This is a genomic window from Pseudolabrys sp. Root1462, assembly GCF_001426945.1.
In the GTDB taxonomy this organism is placed as follows: Bacteria; Pseudomonadota; Alphaproteobacteria; order Rhizobiales; family Xanthobacteraceae; genus Pseudolabrys.
Window position 1 is genome coordinate 3,377,770 of the sequence record NZ_LMFS01000001.1, and the last position, 15,873, is coordinate 3,393,642.

13 protein-coding genes, 1 tRNA gene and 2 pseudogenes (1 of these 16 only partly in view) are annotated in these 15,873 nt (G+C 62.0%); 2 read left to right on the top strand and 14 right to left on the bottom strand.

What is annotated here, in order from left to right:
* Window positions 1-15: 15 nt before the first annotated feature.
* The 11 genes and pseudogenes from ASD45_RS16330 to ASD45_RS23750 all read right to left on the bottom strand — a co-directional run bounded on the left by ASD45_RS16330 (window position 16) and on the right by ASD45_RS23750 (window position 12,146).
* Window positions 16-2,181: a chemotaxis protein CheA gene (locus ASD45_RS16330; protein ID WP_056912451.1), complete on the bottom strand. Its 2,166-nt coding sequence runs from the start codon at window positions 2,179-2,181 to the stop codon at window positions 16-18.
* Between the two features lie 42 nt (window positions 2,182-2,223).
* Window positions 2,224-2,595: a response regulator gene (locus tag ASD45_RS24070; RefSeq protein ID WP_056912830.1), complete on the bottom strand. Its 372-nt coding sequence runs from the start codon at window positions 2,593-2,595 to the stop codon at window positions 2,224-2,226.
* A 141-nt stretch (window positions 2,596-2,736) separates the two neighbouring features.
* A pseudogene (locus tag ASD45_RS24195) lies at window positions 2,737-3,039 on the bottom strand (STAS domain-containing protein); the annotation flags it as partial.
* Window positions 2,990-3,666 (bottom strand): CheB methylesterase domain-containing protein (locus ASD45_RS16340; protein ID WP_244485410.1); only part of this gene is annotated, 677 nt, incomplete at its 5' end. The gene ASD45_RS16340 and the pseudogene ASD45_RS24195, both read right to left, overlap by 50 nt.
* Window position 3,667: 1 nt before the next feature.
* A pseudogene (locus ASD45_RS24080) lies at window positions 3,668-4,006 on the bottom strand (response regulator); the annotation flags it as partial.
* A 14-nt stretch (window positions 4,007-4,020) separates the two neighbouring features.
* The gene (locus tag ASD45_RS16345) at window positions 4,021-4,665 is read right to left on the bottom strand and encodes a hypothetical protein (RefSeq protein WP_056912453.1); all 645 of its coding nucleotides are present in this window, start codon (window positions 4,663-4,665) and stop codon (window positions 4,021-4,023) included.
* Window positions 4,662-5,552 carry a protein-glutamate O-methyltransferase CheR gene (locus ASD45_RS16350; protein ID WP_082540889.1) on the bottom strand — a complete coding sequence of 297 codons (891 nt, stop codon included), beginning with the start codon at window positions 5,550-5,552 and terminating at the stop codon, window positions 4,662-4,664. Before ASD45_RS16350 ends, ASD45_RS16345 begins: the two co-directional genes overlap by 4 nt.
* 99 nt (window positions 5,553-5,651) lie before the next feature.
* Window positions 5,652-7,463 carry a methyl-accepting chemotaxis protein gene (locus tag ASD45_RS23745; RefSeq protein WP_056912454.1) on the bottom strand — a complete coding sequence of 604 codons (1,812 nt, stop codon included), beginning with the start codon at window positions 7,461-7,463 and terminating at the stop codon, window positions 5,652-5,654.
* Between the two features lie 89 nt (window positions 7,464-7,552).
* Window positions 7,553-8,083, bottom strand: a complete 531-nt coding sequence (locus ASD45_RS16360) for a chemotaxis protein CheW (RefSeq protein WP_056912455.1) — start codon at window positions 8,081-8,083, stop codon at window positions 7,553-7,555.
* Window positions 8,084-8,444: 361 nt separating this feature from the next.
* The gene (locus ASD45_RS16365) at window positions 8,445-10,175 is read right to left on the bottom strand and encodes a methyl-accepting chemotaxis protein (RefSeq protein WP_056912456.1); all 1,731 of its coding nucleotides are present in this window, start codon (window positions 10,173-10,175) and stop codon (window positions 8,445-8,447) included.
* Window positions 10,176-10,280: 105 nt separating this feature from the next.
* Window positions 10,281-12,146 (bottom strand): methyl-accepting chemotaxis protein, encoded by a 1,866-nt coding sequence (locus tag ASD45_RS23750; protein WP_056912457.1) that lies wholly within the window; start codon window positions 12,144-12,146, stop codon window positions 10,281-10,283.
* A 465-nt stretch (window positions 12,147-12,611) separates the two neighbouring features.
* Between ASD45_RS23750 and ASD45_RS16375 the strand changes: the two genes are divergently transcribed.
* On the top strand, window positions 12,612-13,148 hold the full coding sequence (locus ASD45_RS16375) for a DUF2336 domain-containing protein (RefSeq protein ID WP_162249446.1): 537 nt from the start codon (window positions 12,612-12,614) through the stop codon (window positions 13,146-13,148).
* A gap of 76 nt (window positions 13,149-13,224) precedes the next feature.
* On the opposite strand, the gene ASD45_RS16380 is transcribed toward ASD45_RS16375, so the two are convergent.
* A tRNA-Met gene (locus tag ASD45_RS16380) sits at window positions 13,225-13,301 on the bottom strand.
* Between the two features lie 246 nt (window positions 13,302-13,547).
* Between ASD45_RS16380 and ASD45_RS16385 the strand changes: the two genes are divergently transcribed.
* The gene (locus ASD45_RS16385; protein ID WP_056912459.1) at window positions 13,548-14,471 is read left to right on the top strand and encodes a CHAD domain-containing protein; all 924 of its coding nucleotides are present in this window, start codon (window positions 13,548-13,550) and stop codon (window positions 14,469-14,471) included.
* Window positions 14,472-14,573: 102 nt separating this feature from the next.
* Here ASD45_RS16385 and ASD45_RS16390 read toward each other — a convergent pair whose 3' ends face one another.
* Together ASD45_RS16390 and ASD45_RS16395 are read right to left on the bottom strand one after the other, a co-directional pair.
* Entirely contained in the window at window positions 14,574-15,059 is a 486-nt protein-coding gene (locus ASD45_RS16390; RefSeq protein ID WP_082540891.1) for a DoxX family membrane protein, read from the bottom strand.
* 355 nt (window positions 15,060-15,414) lie between these two features.
* Window positions 15,415-15,873 carry the final stretch of an amidohydrolase family protein gene (locus tag ASD45_RS16395; RefSeq protein ID WP_056912460.1) on the bottom strand. It continues 597 nt past the right edge of the window, so the window shows 459 of its 1,056 coding nt (coding positions 598-1,056); its start codon lies off the right edge, out of view; it ends in the stop codon at window positions 15,415-15,417.

Below are 15,873 nucleotides of genomic sequence, written 5' to 3' on the forward strand. Positions count from 1 at the left end.
CGCGCATGATCGATCCTAGTTCAAGGCGGGCTGAGCCGCTTTCATGGTTGCATTATTGGTGACTGGTATATGAACCGCCAGTTCCGAGAGCTTCTCAACATCGAGAATGAAGGCGACGCGTCCGTTGCCGAGGATGGTCGCGGCGGCGATGCCTGGAACTGCGCCGTAGCTCTCCTCGATGCTCTTGATCACCACCTGCTGATGACCGAGCAATTCGTCGACCACCAGGCCAATGCGGGAACCTTCGCCGGTGTCCGTGATGATGACGACGCGCTCGGAGTTGGCGGCGGCCGAGGAGCCGATGCCGAGAAGGTCGCCGAGCAAGACGATCGGTACGAATTCGCCGCGGAGCTGTAGCATGCCGTGCGTGCCGATCAGGGCGCTGATCTCGCCACGCGACGGCCGCAAGCATTCGACGATGGCCGACAGCGGCATGACGTAAGTCTGGGTGCCGACCTTGATGACCATGCCGTCCATGACCGCCAGCGTCAGCGGCAAGGCGAGCTGGATGGTCATGCCCTGACCGCGGACCGACTTCAGCGTGATGCGGCCGCCGAGGTCCTGGATGTTGCTGCGGACGACGTCCATGCCGACACCGCGGCCGGAGATGTCCGAGATGGTCTCGGCGGTGGAGAAGCCCGGCATCATGATGAGATTGTTGATCTCGTCTTCGCTCAACTGTGCGTCCGGCCCGACCAGGCCCTTCTCGCGGGCGATCTTGAGCACGCGCTCCGAATTGATGCCGGCGCCGTCGTCCTTGATCTCGATGACGATGCGGCCGCCGCGGTGTTCCGCGGAAAGGCGGATGACGCCCTCTTCCGGCTTGCCTGCGGCGAGACGGGCGGCCGGGGCTTCGACGCCGTGGTCGACCGAGTTGCGGATGATGTGGGTGAGCGGGTCGCCGAGGCGCTCGATGATCGAGCGGTCGACTTCGGTCGTTTCACCGTGGGTCTCAAGGCGCACCTTCTTGTGCGTCTTGGCGGCGACCTCGCGGACCAGACGCGGCATGCGCTGGAACACCGAGCCGACGGGCTGGGCGCGCATGGACATCACGCTGTCCTTGAGCTCGCGGGTGTGGTGCGCGACCTCGTCCAAAATCTGGATCAGGCGCATGCTGGTGGTTTCCGGCAGATCCTGCACGATCTGCCCGAGCATGGCCTGCGAAATGACGAGCTCGCCGACCATGTTGACAACCCGGTCGATACGGTCGAGCTCGATGCGGGTCGTGGTCGCGGCGGGCTTTGTGCGCCCGGCGCCGCCGGCCGCGGCCGGCTCGGCGGGGGGCGCGGCGACGGCAGGTTTGGCTTCGACCTTCGCCGCCGGCATCTCCGGCGCCAGGGGCGGAGCATCGATCGTCGGCATGGACATGGCCGCCGGCACGTCGATCGGCATCGCGACCGGGGCCGGCGTCCGGTCCTCGATCGTCAGATCGCAATCACCGGAGACGAATTCAAAGACTTCATCCACCTGTTCGCGCGTCGCCTCGGTGCGCAGCGTCGCATGCCACCACAAGTACGGAACGTCCGTCTCGATGTCGGTCAGCGCCGGCAGGTTGTCGCTATTCGCGGTCAGCTCGAGCTCACCGAGCTTGCGCAACTCGCGCAGCACGTAAAGCGGCTCGTTGGCTTTCTTCAGCATCTCGGCCTTGGGCCGGAAGGTGATCTCGTAAACGTTTTGGCCAAGGGCAGTGGGCGCATCGACTGCAATTTCATCGAGGTCGACGGCAACCGGCATGAAATCGAGTCCCTCAAAATCCGCCGGCGCGATGTCTCCGTCGCCGTGTCCGCCGCCACCGCCTTGTTCGATGATCTGCTCGAGGCCGCTGCGGACCTCGGCGCCAAACCCGTCTGCGATTTCTTGACCGGAGCGCGACATCTGGACGAGGTCAGAGAGCACGTCGCTCGCTGACAGCAGAACATCGAGGTTGTCGGAAGTCGCTGAAAGGCTGCCGTTGCGCAGACCGTCCAGAACCGTCTCGAACACATGGGCGAACCCAACGAGCTGTTCAAAACCGAAGATGCCGGCGCCGCCTTTGACGGAGTGAACGCCGCGGAACACGGCATTGACGGTCTCGTCATTGCCCTCGCCTGATCGGATATCGGTGAGGCCGATCTCGATCTGCTGCATCGCTTCGTCGCACTCGTCGAAGAATGTTTTCTTCAGATCGTCCAAGCTTGCCATGTTCTCAGCCTTGTCCGTCAGTCTTGCTTCAATACGATCCGCTCAGGGGGCAACTTTTCGCACTGTGGCGACCAGGCGTTCAGGGTCAAACGGCTTCACCATCCAACCAGTGGCCCCGGCCTCGCGCGCCAGATTCTTCTTGTCGCCGTCGCTTTCCGTCGTCAGCACCAGGATCGGCTTCGATTTGTAGGTCGGATCGCGACGCAGATTGCGGATCACTTCGTATCCGTCCATCCGCGGCATGTTGATGTCGGTGATGATGACATCGACCTCCGCCTTTTCCCTCGCCAGCACATCGAGACCGTCCTGCCCGTCGACGGCCTGGATCACATCGAAGCCGGCCTCGGCGAGGGTCAGCATCAGCATGTCGCGTATCGTCTTGGAGTCGTCGATCGTGAGAATGCGTTTGCTCATAACCTTCTCGCTGATTGGAGGAAATTCGGCGTCGATGGCCGGTGCCATGTCTGCCGATGAGGCGTCGAGCACCTCGCCGGTACCGTATTGATCCTCGGAAGGTTGGCCGTGATCGAGATGAGCCTGCCAGTCGAGGCCGAAGTCTTCGAACGTGGCGACAAATGCCGCCGACGGGTTCCTGATCTTGATGCTCTCGCCGGCGCGGAGCGCAGCGAGGACGATCTGCGTGCAGGGCAGCGTCAGGGTCTCGACCTCCGACGCATCGAGCGCCAACGGCGCGTCCCCACTGACGCGCTGGCGCATCAGCTCGAGAAAGGATTCGGCCGCCGCCTGATCGAGGGCCGACGGCAGCATCACGACGTTCTGTTCGGCGTTGCCCATCATCGCATCATTCCTATGCTCTTGCCGCGGTCTTGGCCGATGCAGTGACGCCATCGCAGGCATCGAGGATCGCTTCGGCCATATGCGAGAGCGATACCTGACGCATTACGGCCCCACGCTCGAAGGCAACGCGCGGCATGCCGTAAATCAGCGCCGACGCTTCGTCCTGGCCCAGGGTGTACGCGCCGGCCTGGCGCATGCTCAGCAACCCTTCCGCGCCGTCCTTGCCCATGCCGGTCAGGATCGAACCGACCGCGGATTTGCCGGCCGCCTTCGCCACCGACCGGAACAGAACGTCGACCGACGGCCGGTGACCCGAAACCGGGGCCGACTCGCTCAAGGCGCAGCGATATTCGCTGCCCGAACGCACCACCTCCAGATGATGCGAGCCCGGCGCGATATAGACGTGACCGGCCTCGATGGTTTCGTTATGCGCGGCTTCGGACACCTTCATCGGACATTCGCGGTTGAGACGCTCCGCAAAGGCGGTGGTGAAGCGTGGCGGCATGTGCTGGGTGACGACAATCGGCGGGCATTCCGCCGGCAGGTGCATCAAGACCTTCTTCAGCGCCTCGACGCCGCCGGTCGATGCGCCGATCGCCACGAGGCGTTCGCCCGTGCCGCCGGCATAGGCGCGCCGCGGCTTCGCCGGCGCCAGCGCCGCGGCATTGCGGCCGACCCGCGCGCGCGNTGCGTCCTTGACCGGCTTGGCGACGAAATCGACGGCGCCGATCTCGAGTGCTTCCAGCGTGGTTTCGGCACCAGCTTGGGTCAGGGTCGAAACCATGATGACCGGCATGGGCCGCAGCGTCATGATCTTGCGCAGGAAGGTGACGCCATCCATGTTGGGCATCTCAACGTCGAGTGTCACGACGTCCGGGTTGAGCGCCTTGATGCGATCGCGGGCGATCAGCGGATCGCCGGCGGTGCCGACAACCTCGATCTCCGGATCTTGCGACAGCAGCATCGACAACAGCTGCCGGATGACGGCGGAGTCGTCGACGATAAGCACCTTGACCTTCTTGTCCATGGGCGTTTCCGTTATCAGTCGAAGAGCGTGATTTCGCCACCGGTCTGCCGCTTCGAGATACGGCTGACGTATTCCTTTTCCTCCCGCACGACGGCTGGCGATTCGCCGGAGCCGAGCAGGCGGCGGATGACTTTTCCAGTCGACGGCGCGTACTGAATGCGGCGCGGCAGGTTGCCGCGCAGATCCTGCGCGGCACAGCGAAGCCCTTCGGCCTCGAGATAGCGCAGGATGAAATCCGAGTTGTCGGTGCCGATCGCATTTTGGGTGTCGGTAACGTTACCGCCACCGAACACCTTGATCTCGAGCGAACTTCGAGAACATCCGGCCTTCAGCAATTCGTTGATCAACTTCTCCATCGCGAAGTTGCCGAACCGCGTGGACTGCATGTCGCCCGCCCAGTTCCCGGCCTTGCTGTGTGGAAGCATGAAGTGATTCATACCGCCGATGCCGAGGCGCGGATCGCGGATGCAGGCTGCGACGCAGGAACCGAGAATCGTGACGAGAACTTCGTCCGGCTTCGCGGTGACGTAATATTCGCCGGGGAACACCTTGACCATCCAGGTCTGGCTGGCGGTGTCGAAGAACTTGCGCGACGCGAATGCGGCATTGCTGGCGTCGGCCGCGGCATCGCCCGGACGCGTCATCGTGGCCAAGCTCATGCGGTCCTCCGGTAGATGGTACGACCGACCAGGCTGATACCGGGATGCGCGCCGTTGAGCGATTCGGAATGGCCGATGTAGAGAAAGCCGCCAGGCTTGATCATGGAGGTGAAGCGGTCGATCAAATTGGCTTTGGTGGGGCCATCGAAATAGATCATGACGTTGCGGCAGAAGATGGCGTCGAACGGCCCCTTGAACGGCCAGGTCTCCATCAGATTAAGCCGCTTGAAAGCAATCAAACTGCGAACCGCGCGCGTGACGACCAGGTTGTCAGCTTTTCCCGCCGCAGGTTCGAAATACTCCTGATAGGGGCGCGGCACTTCCTCGAGCGAACTCGCCGAATATTCGCCGCGGGTGCCGCGCGCGACCATCTCGGTGTCGATGTCCGTCGCCAGGATGCGCACATCCTGGCGCTCGACGTCGCGAATCTCGCGCTTGAGGACCATCGCGATCGTGTGCGGCTCCTCGCCGCTCGAACAGCCCGCCGACCAGACACGCAGCCGGCCGCCGGCGCGATTTCGGGCATAGGGCACTGCGATGTGATCGCGAAAATGGTCGAAGTGGTGTGACTCGCGAAAGAATTTCGTCAGATTGGTCGAGATCGCGTTGATGAAGTTTTCGCGCTCGGCGTCGGTCTCGTCGAGGTAGGCCCTATAGTCGGCGAACGAGCGCAGCCCGAGCGCGCGCAGGCGCCGCGACAGGCGGCTGTAGACGAGATTGCGCTTGCTGTCGGCCAACGCAATGCCGGCGTATTGATAGGCGAGTTCGACCAGGCCCCGGAAGTCCGCGTCGGAAAAATGAAACTCGCGCATCGCGTCGTTGGGCGAAGGCAGCGGCAAGCTCGCCGGCGTCGCCGCTATACGTGATTGCGCTGAGGACGTCTTCATTGCGAGAAGTCTTTCCGCTCGTTGCCTTGTCGAACGGCGCCCGTTTGCGCCGCTCTCGTTGTTATGGCGGGATCGAGGGCCCGCCGCCCGCATTCGCTGTTAGAATTCCTTCCAGTCATCTGCATTGACGGCGCTGGCCAGCGCGGCCTGCATCCGGCGGGCGGGCCCGACATTGGCGGCCGGGCGCGGCGCCGGGGTAGCCTTGGCGACGGCCGGTTTTTTCGACGGTGCGGCCGAGCGCACCACGGGGGCCGCAGCGCGCTGCGCCGGCCGAACTACTGCAGGGCTGACGCGATCGTCGCCCGACGCGATCTGGAAGAATGCGACCTGGCTGTCCATCGCCCTCGCCTGATGTTCGAGGGTCTTGGCGGTAGCGGCATTCTCCTCGACCAGGGCCGAGTTCTGCTGCGTTACCTCGTCCATCTGGTTCAGCGCGCGATTGATCTCGTCGATGCCGGTGGCCTGCTCTGCGGACGCGTTGGCAATTTCCGCGACGACGACCGAGACCTTCTTGATCGACGCAACGATGTCGTTGAGCGACTGACCGGCCTTGTTGACCAGCTCGACGCCGTCCTTCACCTGACCGTTGGAGTTGGTGATGAGGTCCTTGATGTCCTTGGCGGCCTGCGACGAGCGCTGCGCCAGGCTGCGCACTTCCGAGGCGACCACGGCGAAGCCACGGCCGGCTTCGCCGGCGCGCGCCGCTTCCACCGCGGCGTTGAGCGCCAGCAGATTCGTCTGCCGGGCGATCTCGTCGATGACGCCGATGATGTCGGAGATCTTGCGCGACGACTCCTCGATGCGGGCCATGGCATCGACCGCCTTGGCGACCACCTGGCCGCCGCGATCCGCGACTTCCCGCGTGGCATTGGCGTCCTGGTTGGCGAGTTGCGCGTTCTCCGCGTTCTTGCGCACGGTGGCCGACAACTCTTCCATCGCCGCAGAGGTCTCTTCCAGGCTGGCGGCCTGCTCCTCGGTGCGCTGCGACAGGTCGGTGGTCGAGGTCGCGATCTCGGCCGAGGCATTGGTGACCTCGCGTCCCGACGCCTTGATCTCGGCAATCGTGCTGCTGACTTTTTCAGCCATTGACTGGACCGCGGCGGCGATCTGACCGACTTCGTCCTTGCGGTCCGCGCCGGGCACCGCAATCGCGAAATTGCCGTTGGCGACGGTTTCGAGCGGCGTAACCAGGGCCCGAAGCGGGCGCGCGATGCCGACCGCGCCCAGCACCGCGTTGATAATGGTGACGACGATCGTCAGAACGCCGAGCACAATCGTCATGAGGCTGGCGAAACTGATGCTCTGGGATGCTTCAGCCTGCGAGACTTCGGCCGACTTGGTGGTGGCTTCGACGATTTCGTCGGTGATTTTCGTGAGCGCGATTGCCGCCGGAATATTGGCTGCCGACGCCTTTTCAATCTCGTCTTGAACCTGGCTGATGCGAGCGGCATCTGCCGAGGTGAGTTGGCCTTCGCTCTTGGCTTCGAGTGCGATGAGTTCACGGCGCCCTGCGGCGTTGGCCCCGACATTCTTCGCGTAGTTGTCGGCCGTAACCTTCATCTGCCTGGCCTGCTCGACGCGGGCCGGCAGAACGGTAAGCGAGAGAATGTGATCGACTTTTGCGTTGAAGTCGTTGTGGGCCGCCTGCAGGTCTTTCATCTGTGCATCGAGCGCCTTGCCGTTGTCGGCGTAGCGAACGTTTATCGCGGCGATACGCATGCCGCGCAGTGCGGCTTTCGCCAATGCGGCGTCCAGCGCCAGGTCTGTGCGGCGGTCGGTTGCCTCATTCGACTTTCGGATCTGAGCGGCTGTCATCAACTGACTGACGATAAGGACCGCGACGAGGCCAATCGTGATGGCCGACATGATCGCAAGCTTGAGACCAATGCGAAGATTCGACAGCCGGGGCATTTCAAGGACTTCCAGGGACAAACGTAAGGTTCAAACGGCGGGAGATCGAACGCCGGCCGCGGCTCGGGGCAGCGGGCCGGCGCTTCAACCTAGTGCTCGGTCGTGACGTCGTCCTGCACCGACAGCAGGTTCGGCAGGTCGATGAGGGCGATCATGACGTTGTCATGGGTGACAAGGCCGGACAGGAAGTCGGTCTGGTGACCATTGCCGGTACGCGGCACCTTCTGAATCTGCGCCGCGTCGACCGACACGATGTCGAGCACGCGATCGCCGATCAGACCAATCTGGCGCCCGCCGATCTGCACGATGATCACGATGTGCAGCGGGGTCGTCTCGGTAAGGCCTTGGCCGAAGCGGCAGCGCAGGTCCACGATCGGCACGATTGCGCCGCGCAGGTTCAAGACACCGCGGACATACTCCGGTTGCTTCGGCAGGTGCGTGATATCCGACCAGCCCTTGATCTCGCGCACGGCCATGATGTCGACGCCGTACTGATCATCGCCGATGGCGAAGCTGATGAATTGGGTCTGGTTGCCCGTGCTGTGAGCGGCACCGGAGCCGTTCCAGTCGTTCGGCTGTACGGCGGCAACGGCCGTATCCGTAGCGGCTATCTGATTCATGAGATCGTGACTCGCCAGTGATGGCCCTGCGCAAGGCCGGTGACAAAACACACCGGTCCGAGGAACCTCCGCGAACGCGCGCAAATTGCGCGTTTTTGGCGAGCCCCCCGACGGCGATGGCAACCGCTCGCGCGATTCCCACACTGCAAGTCTAGGAAAGTGGTGTGTGAAAAGACTTTAATTGCGCCTAGAGAAGGCACGATAAAATGCAATGGTAATCTAGATTAACATTCTGATTGGACGTCGCTGCGGTTTCCAGATGACGACCTCGGCATCCGGACACCGCGGACCAACGATCCCAATTGGCGTCTCGTTAACGCTGTCGCAAGATACGATCCGTTAACCGGCCGGCCTCTCGGATTCAGGCTGCGGCCGACGCGTCCTTGGGGACCGATTCTTTGACCGCATACGGCTTGGCAATGGCACGAGCAGCCGGCCCCGCGGGGCCTCGCCCGCCTTTCCCCGACAGAGAGCCCGTACGGGTGATCTCATGGTCGGCGATTTGGAAGAAGGCCACCTGTTCATCCATCGCCTTTGCTTGATGCTCCAGCGTTTTGGCGGTCGCGGCGTTCTCTTCAACGAGGGCAGAGTTCTGCTGCGTCGCCAGGTCCATCTGGGTGAGCGCCCGGTTGATTTCGTCGATCCCGGTCGATTGCTCGGCGCTGGCATTGGCAATTTCCGAAACCACGACGGCGACCTTCTTGATGGACGCAACGATTTCGGTCAGCGATTCGCCGGCCTTGTTGACCAGATCGACACCATCCTTCACTTGGCCGTTTGAATTGGTGATCAGGTCCTTGATGTCCTTGGCTGCCTGAGACGACCGCTGTGCCAGGCTGCGGACCTCGGAGGCGACCACAGCAAAGCCTCGCCCGGCCTCACCGGCGCGCGCCGCTTCCACAGCGGCGTTGAGCGCGAGCAAATTGGTTTGTCGAGCGATCTCGTCGATGACGCCGATGATGTCGGAGATCTTTCGGGAGGATTCCTCGATGCGCGCCATTGCCTGCACCGCACGGCCGACCACCTCGCCGCCGCGATCGGCAACGGCTTGAGTGGCGGTCGCGTCATGGCTGGCCAGCTTGGCGTTTTCCGCGTTCTTGCGCACCGTCGCCGACAATTGCTCCATCGCCGCCGAAGTCTCTTCCAGGCTCGCGGCCTGCTCCTCAGTGCGCTGTGACAAATCCGTAGTCGAGGTGGCAATCTCCGCCGATGCATTGGTCACCTCGCGGCCCGACGCCTTGATTTCGGCAATCGTGGCGCTCACCTTGTTGGCCATCGACTGAACGGCGGTGGCGATATGGCCGATTTCATCGCCGCGATCGGCGCCTGGCACTGCAATGGCGAAATTGCCCGCGGCGACGCTCTCGAGCGGAGCCAATAGCGCACGCAATGGCCGACCGATCGCGACCGCGCCCAGGAACACCGAGGCGGCAAGTATTGCAATCGCCAGGAGACCGACCGCGAGCCCGACCATGCGGCTCGAGGTCATCGTCTTCACGGCGGAATCGAAACCTGTCTCGGCGTCTTTTGAGACCAGATTGTCGAGTCTGGCGACGCCATCCTCGATCTGCGCGCCAACCGGGCGAAGACCTTCGCGAACCAAGTTCAGAATTTCGCCGCTCAATCTGTCGGCCTTGTCGACGTCGTCCGGCAACCCATTGGAGCGAAGGGTAAGAATTTCGCCTTTCGTCACGCCGATCTTTCTGGCGTCTACGGCGTACCTATCGACAAGGTTGCGTATAGTCTCGGCTTGGGCCCGACGTTCGGCCTGGACGAAAAGCGGGATCATTGGCGCAAGCCGCCCGGTGGACGACTTATGGTCTCTCTCAAGGAGCGTGAGCGCTTTGGCCAGATCTTCCTTCGACGCTGAAAGCAGCATCTCATTGACCGCGAACTGCATGCCGCGTTCTGCCGCTAAAATCGCCTGCAGGTCGCGCGCCTTGAGGAGCCGTTCATTGGCCTTGTGAACCGCACCGGAAATCTGCGCTTCGGCGCGCATCTGATTGGCCAGAATCCCGGCGACCAGGAGAATGCCGATCCCGGATATGACGGCAAGCTTGATGCTGATCCGGACATTCGAAAGTCTGAACATTCCCGCCCCTTATTTAGCTTTAGAGCCGTGCCGGTTGCTCGACCAAATCCAATAATGTCGCGCTGCTTCCCTTGTGCTGGCCACCGCTTCAGGCACAAGCCGAAATTAGAATTCCTTCCAGTCGTCTTCCTTCACCGCCGTCGCTAGCGCCGTTTGCATGCGGCGCGCCGGGCCCACATTGGCGACTGCGGCAGGTACCCGGTCGGCCGCCTTCTTGACGGCTGCCGGCTTGGTCGGCGGCGTCGAGGCGGCAGGTTTCGCGACCGGCCTGGCGACATTTTGTGGCTTCGCCGGTGCGGCGGTCGCCGCGGGCGGTGACGACACGGCGGCAGACACGTCGTGCCCGGCCGCGATCTGGAAGAACGCCACCTGCTCGTCCATGGCCTTGGCCTGATGTTCAAGCGTTTTCGCGGTTGCCGCGTTCTCTTCGACCAGGGCGGAATTCTGCTGCGTGACGGCATCCATTTGTGTCAGCGCCCGGTTGATCTCATCGATGCCGGTCGCCTGTTCGGCGGACGCGTGGGCGATCTCGGCAACCACGACCGAAACCTTCTTGATCGACTCGACGATATCCTGGAGCGATTCACCAGCGCGGTTGACCAGTTGAACTCCGTTCTTCACCAGGCCATTCGAATTGGTGATCAGGTCCTTGATATCTTTCGCAGCCTGCGACGAGCGCTGTGCCAGACTGCGAACCTCCGAGGCAACCACGGCGAAGCCGCGACCCGCTTCGCCGGCACGGGCCGCTTCCACCGCGGCGTTGAGCGCCAGCAGATTGGTCTGACGCGCGATCTCGTCGATAACGCCGATAATGTCCGAGATCTTTCGCGACGACTCCTCAATGCGCGCCATCGCCGTCACGGCCTCGCCGACAACGGCCCCGCCGCGTTGGGCAACGTCGCGGGTGACGTTGGCGTCTTGGTTGGCGAGCTGAGCGTTCTCGGCATTCTTGCGGACGGTGGCGGCGAGTTCTTCCATTGCCGCCGAGGTTTCTTCCAGGCTCGCGGCCTGCTCCTCGGTCCGCTGGGAAAGGTCCGTCGTCGCCGTCGAAATTTCGGCGGAGGCGTTGGTAACTTCCCGGCCCGAAGCCTTGATCTCGGCGATCGTGGCGCTGACTTTTTCTGCCATGGCCTGCACGGCGGCGGCGATCTGACCGACCTCGTCCCTGCGTCCCGCGCCGGGCACCTCGATCGCGAAATTGCCAGCGGCAACGCTTTCCAGAGGCGCCACAAGCGCACGCAACGGACGAGCAATAGCGGAAACGCCAAGCACGGCGGTCGCCAGCAGCATGAGCGTGGCGAGAATGCCAAGCCCCATGGAGAGGCGGTAAGCAAAGGCCTGCGATCTATCGGCGGCCGCCTCCGCCTGCTGGCGAGCGGTTACAGCCTGCTGATCCGTCTCATCGATCAGCTTTTCCGCCTCGGCGGCGACAGGCTTCATGTCCATCGCCGTTCCCATCTGCTGGGCATCCAGCATTTCGATATCCATGCCGAGGGACAGATATTCGCCAGACTGCTTGACGATGGCAGCCTTCTGCTTCGCCTCTGTTGCGAAGCGCTCGGTCATGATCGGCACGATCGCCTCGGCCAATTTGAGATACTTGTCCGTCAGCGCGATGACCTTCTCGACCCGGGCACGACGGTCCGCCTCGGTCAGTTGCGGAAGCAGCGGCTCCGCCTTCTCGTGAACCTCCTTCAGGCGCGCCTGCGCGAACTGGAGTGCCTTTTTCAGATCGGCATCATTGCGGGTCGCCAGCATGTCCTGGACCGCCATCTGCAAGCCCCGTAGCGAGGCCCGGGTCATCAGGATCCGGCGTGCGATTTCACTCTGGTTGTCCGACGCGCGCTGAGCGGAATCGATGGCAGCGCTCCCAACGATCTGACCGACGAGCATGCCGATCACGAGGAGGACCCCTAGTCCGGACATGATGGTCAGCTTCGTGCCAATGCGGATATTCGAGAGGCGAAACATTCGGGCGAACTCCCCCAGTCAATACATTCTTGCGCGATGGCCGGTACGGCGGACCAAATGCGAGCAGTGGTATTCGATGCTTCTCCATGGTTGAAGCAAAACGCATAAATAAACTCTTATTTGGTGCATCTTCTGCTTTGCCGATAAATTTTGGCAAAGCGGAATATGGAAATTTGAAATGAAGCATTAATAATCAGGCGACGACGCCCAGCGTCGCGAATGCTTACGGCATGATATTTTGGATCTCTCTGATCGCTACGTGCTAACGCCCGGGCGAACCAAGCCCTTAAATATGATGTTAATTGAAGTTTGATCTGGTGCGGGTTGCATGTCCCGTGCAGGTCCCTACGCATGGCCAAGCGCGGGCATGAGCGCGCCAGGAACTCGCCGCAGATGACGACGGCTACGCAATCGCTGATCCTCGAACTCGACGCTGCGCTCAGCAAAGCATCGAACTTTCGGCAATTGCAGATTCTGCGCAGCATTACGGACCTGTTCGTCCTCGGCGCCGAGTCGTACAGCGAGGAACAGATCGCGATCTTCGACGACGTCATCACGCGTCTGATCGAAAAGATGGACCCGCGGTCTCTCAGCGAACTGTCGGCCCGCCTTGCCGAAGTCGCCAATCCGCCGAAGGGTGTGGTCGCGCAACTGTCCGGTTCCGACAACATCGCGATTTCCGGACCGGCACTGGAAAAGTCTGAGGGCCTTAGCGATGAAGCCTTGGTCAGCATCGCGGCCAGCAAGGGCCAGAAGCATTTGAAAGCCATCGCCGGGCGACGAAGCTTGAGCGAGGTGGTGACCGACGTCCTGGTCGAGCGCGGGGATCCGGAAGTTTCACGGCGGGTCAGCGCCAACCTGGGTGCCCGCCTTTCGGAGATGGGCTTCGTCAAACTGATCAACCGCGCCAAGAAAGATCGCAGCCTGGCTGACGCGATTTCGAGCCGAACCGACCTGCCTCCCGAGCTCGTGCCGTTTCTACGGCTTGCGCTGGAAACATAGACGCCAAGGCAGACGAGCAAACGGCCGCCTTGTAGGCACCCGTTTCCATAAGCCATTGATTTTGCAGGAAGACCTTTGGTTGCGGGGGCAGGATTTGAACCTGCGACCTTCAGGTTATGAGCCTGACGAGCTACCGGGCTGCTCCACCCCGCGCCAAAGAGATTGGCCTGATATAACAATTAGATGTCAGATGCAAAGGCTTCTTGGGCCGGACGGCGAGATTCGTCCGTTTTATTTCGCCGAGAGCCACGCGGCGAGCCGGCCGGTTGATCAGGAACAAGCGCATTCGGCCCCAGTCATGCCCTAATGTGGCCCGGTCGTCACCCCAAAGCCTCGGAAGACGGGCGAAAGACCCTTCTTTTCATCGGCTTGTCACGTGTTCACGAGAAAAGGCGCAGCATGAGCAAGGCCGGGGCCGACGAGGGGCAACAATTGGATGATACCTTCGGCGACCGGCTCACGGGAGCCGCGCGGGCCATCATCGGGGATGCCCGTACCGCGCTGTCCGATCCCCAGTTGAGCGACGCCGAGGCCGTTCACGACATCCGGCGGGCTTTCAAGCGATGGCGCGCTCTGATGCGCCTCCTGTCCAAGCCTGTCGGCGCGCCGGCCGACCGGGCGCGAACCGAGGCGCGGGATCTGATGCGCACGCTGTCCGGCAGCCGTGACGCCCAGGCCGCGCTCGATGCCCTTGCCGATCTCGGCAAATCCGAACTGCCGTTTTCCGCCACCTCGATGAAGACCATCGAGGCGCGGTTGACGACACTTCGCAACGAAGCGGAAGCAGCGCATTTTACCCCGGATGTGCGCCAACGCGTCGCGCGATACCTGGATGATGCGACCGCGACGATCGGGCATTGGCCACTCGCGCGGATCGAATTCGACACCATTGCCGATGAACTCGCGCGCACCTATCAGCGTGCGCGTCAACTCATCCCGCACAACTGGCACGAGGCCGAGAGCGAAGAGTTGCACGAATTGCGCAAGCGCGTCGTCGAACACCGTCATCAGATGGAGCTGCTCGACGCAGCGTGGCCGCGGCTCGCCAAAGTCTGGGCGCAGGAGGCCCAGCGATTGCGCGAACGCCTCGGCGCCTGTCAGGATCTCACGGTGTTCATGACTTACATGGCGCCGCGGGGCCCGTTGGCGCCGTGGCGCTCCCGGCTTATACCACTCATCGAAAACCGTCGTGATGCCCACCTCAAAGCAGCCGCAAAGCTCGCGGGCCGGCTGTTCGCGGAAAAGCCGAAGGCATTCCGGGCACGTGTGGGAGCGTTGTGGGAGGCCCGAGAGGAAGCGCGGTCTGGCGAGGCCGAAGCGTAAGAAAAGCCCGGTGCGCGGCACCGGGCTCTGGCTTTGTCGAAGATGGCGGAACAGATCAGCCCGAGATCGCCCATGTGCAAGATGCCCTCGGCAATCCGGCGCTCATGCCACCAGTGGCCGTAGCAGTGAATTTTCCCTGACGAAGCGCAAGTTCTCGAGCCAGCCGTCGAGGCCAAAGACATGTCCTGCACGCTTGTAGATCAAGTAGGACAGCACGCCGGCGTACACCAGGTGATAGTCGAAGATCAGGTTGTTGGAATTTTCGACGAAGGGCCAATCCATGTGCGCCATCCAGTAGACGAGCATCAGGACAATGCCGAAGGCTGCGCTGACCCGTGTCATCAGGCCAAGAAGCAGCGATAGGCCGATGAGAAGATGACCATATTCCACGAGGAACGTGGTGATCGGCGCCATCGCCGGCGTGGTGAAGACGGCAAACTGGTCGTGGAAGGTCTTGGTTGACTTGAGAAAGCCCACGACGCTGAAATCATGGACGAAAACCTGGTGCGAGGCGGCGTAGAGAAAGGTCCACGCCATGGTGATGCGGAAGAAGACGATCAGGAACTTCTCGGTAGCTGAGTTTGTCATGGCCGGTCTCGGGATTAATACGTCGCCCGAAGCAAACCTGCGCCCGCCGGCCCGGTATCGAATTGATCAAACGCAATCGTCAGCGCTTTATTTTCCTGAGCATACCGGTTTCGAGCAGCGGTGATAAATAAAAAGCCGCCGCGGATGCGACACCGCGACGGCTTCCTTGTTTTTGGAGGGCAGCTCCAAAACAAAACGGCCGCCATCTCGGACGGCCGTTTTTCCTATTTCCGTGTTAGTTGGAATCTAACGACCGACTGGGCCAATAGCAAGGCTTTCGAAGCACCAAAGGTCGCTTTTCTGGCTTATTTTATGTCGCAAAATCAAAGGCTTAATCGCAGGCCGGGTTCCATCTTTAAAGCTTGAAGACCCGCTCCGCCGTGGTCTGGAAAAAGGCCTTTTTGTCGGTAGCGCTGATCGCCATCGCATCTTGCGCCCGGACTTCGTCATGGACGTATTCGTAAGGGTAGTCCATCGAGTACATGACTCGGTCCATCCCGATGACCGACTGTGTGAAGGCGATCGCCGGCTCCCAAGCCATGCCACTCGTCGTGTAATAAAAATTTTCGCGCAGGTAATCGCTCACCTTCTTCTTCAAAGGCTTGAGGAAGTCGTAGCGTCCGGATGACACCGTGCCGCGGTGCATATAGTCGAGGCGGAACAGCCAGAACGGCAGCGCTTCGCCCAGATGCCCCAGGATTACAGTGAGATCCGGATATCGATCGAAGACGCCCTTCACGATGAGTCGCAGCGCGTGCATGCCGGTTTCGACGGCGAAGCCATAGACCGCACCGTCAAGTCCGGATTCCAGCAG

Excerpts from the sequence above, each read along its gene's own strand:
- ASD45_RS16365 (WP_056912456.1), bottom strand. The coding sequence starts at position 10,175 with ATGTTCAGACTTTCGAATGTCCGGATCAGCATCAAGCTTGCCGTCATA.
- ASD45_RS16330 (WP_056912451.1), bottom strand. The coding sequence starts at position 2,181 with ATGGCAAGCTTGGACGATCTGAAGAAAACATTCTTCGACGAGTGCGAC.
- ASD45_RS16360 (WP_056912455.1), bottom strand. The coding sequence starts at position 8,083 with ATGAATCAGATAGCCGCTACGGATACGGCCGTTGCCGCCGTACAGCCG.
- ASD45_RS16345 (WP_056912453.1), bottom strand. The coding sequence starts at position 4,665 with ATGAGCTTGGCCACGATGACGCGTCCGGGCGATGCCGCGGCCGACGCC.
- ASD45_RS16385 (WP_056912459.1), top strand. The coding sequence starts at position 13,548 with ATGAGCAAGGCCGGGGCCGACGAGGGGCAACAATTGGATGATACCTTC.
- ASD45_RS16390 (WP_082540891.1), bottom strand. The coding sequence starts at position 15,059 with ATGACAAACTCAGCTACCGAGAAGTTCCTGATCGTCTTCTTCCGCATC.
- ASD45_RS24070 (WP_056912830.1), bottom strand. The coding sequence starts at position 2,595 with ATGAGCAAACGCATTCTCACGATCGACGACTCCAAGACGATACGCGAC.
- ASD45_RS23750 (WP_056912457.1), bottom strand. The coding sequence starts at position 12,146 with ATGTTTCGCCTCTCGAATATCCGCATTGGCACGAAGCTGACCATCATG.
- ASD45_RS23745 (WP_056912454.1), bottom strand. The coding sequence starts at position 7,463 with ATGCCCCGGCTGTCGAATCTTCGCATTGGTCTCAAGCTTGCGATCATG.
- ASD45_RS16350 (WP_082540889.1), bottom strand. The coding sequence starts at position 5,552 with ATGAAGACGTCCTCAGCGCAATCACGTATAGCGGCGACGCCGGCGAGC.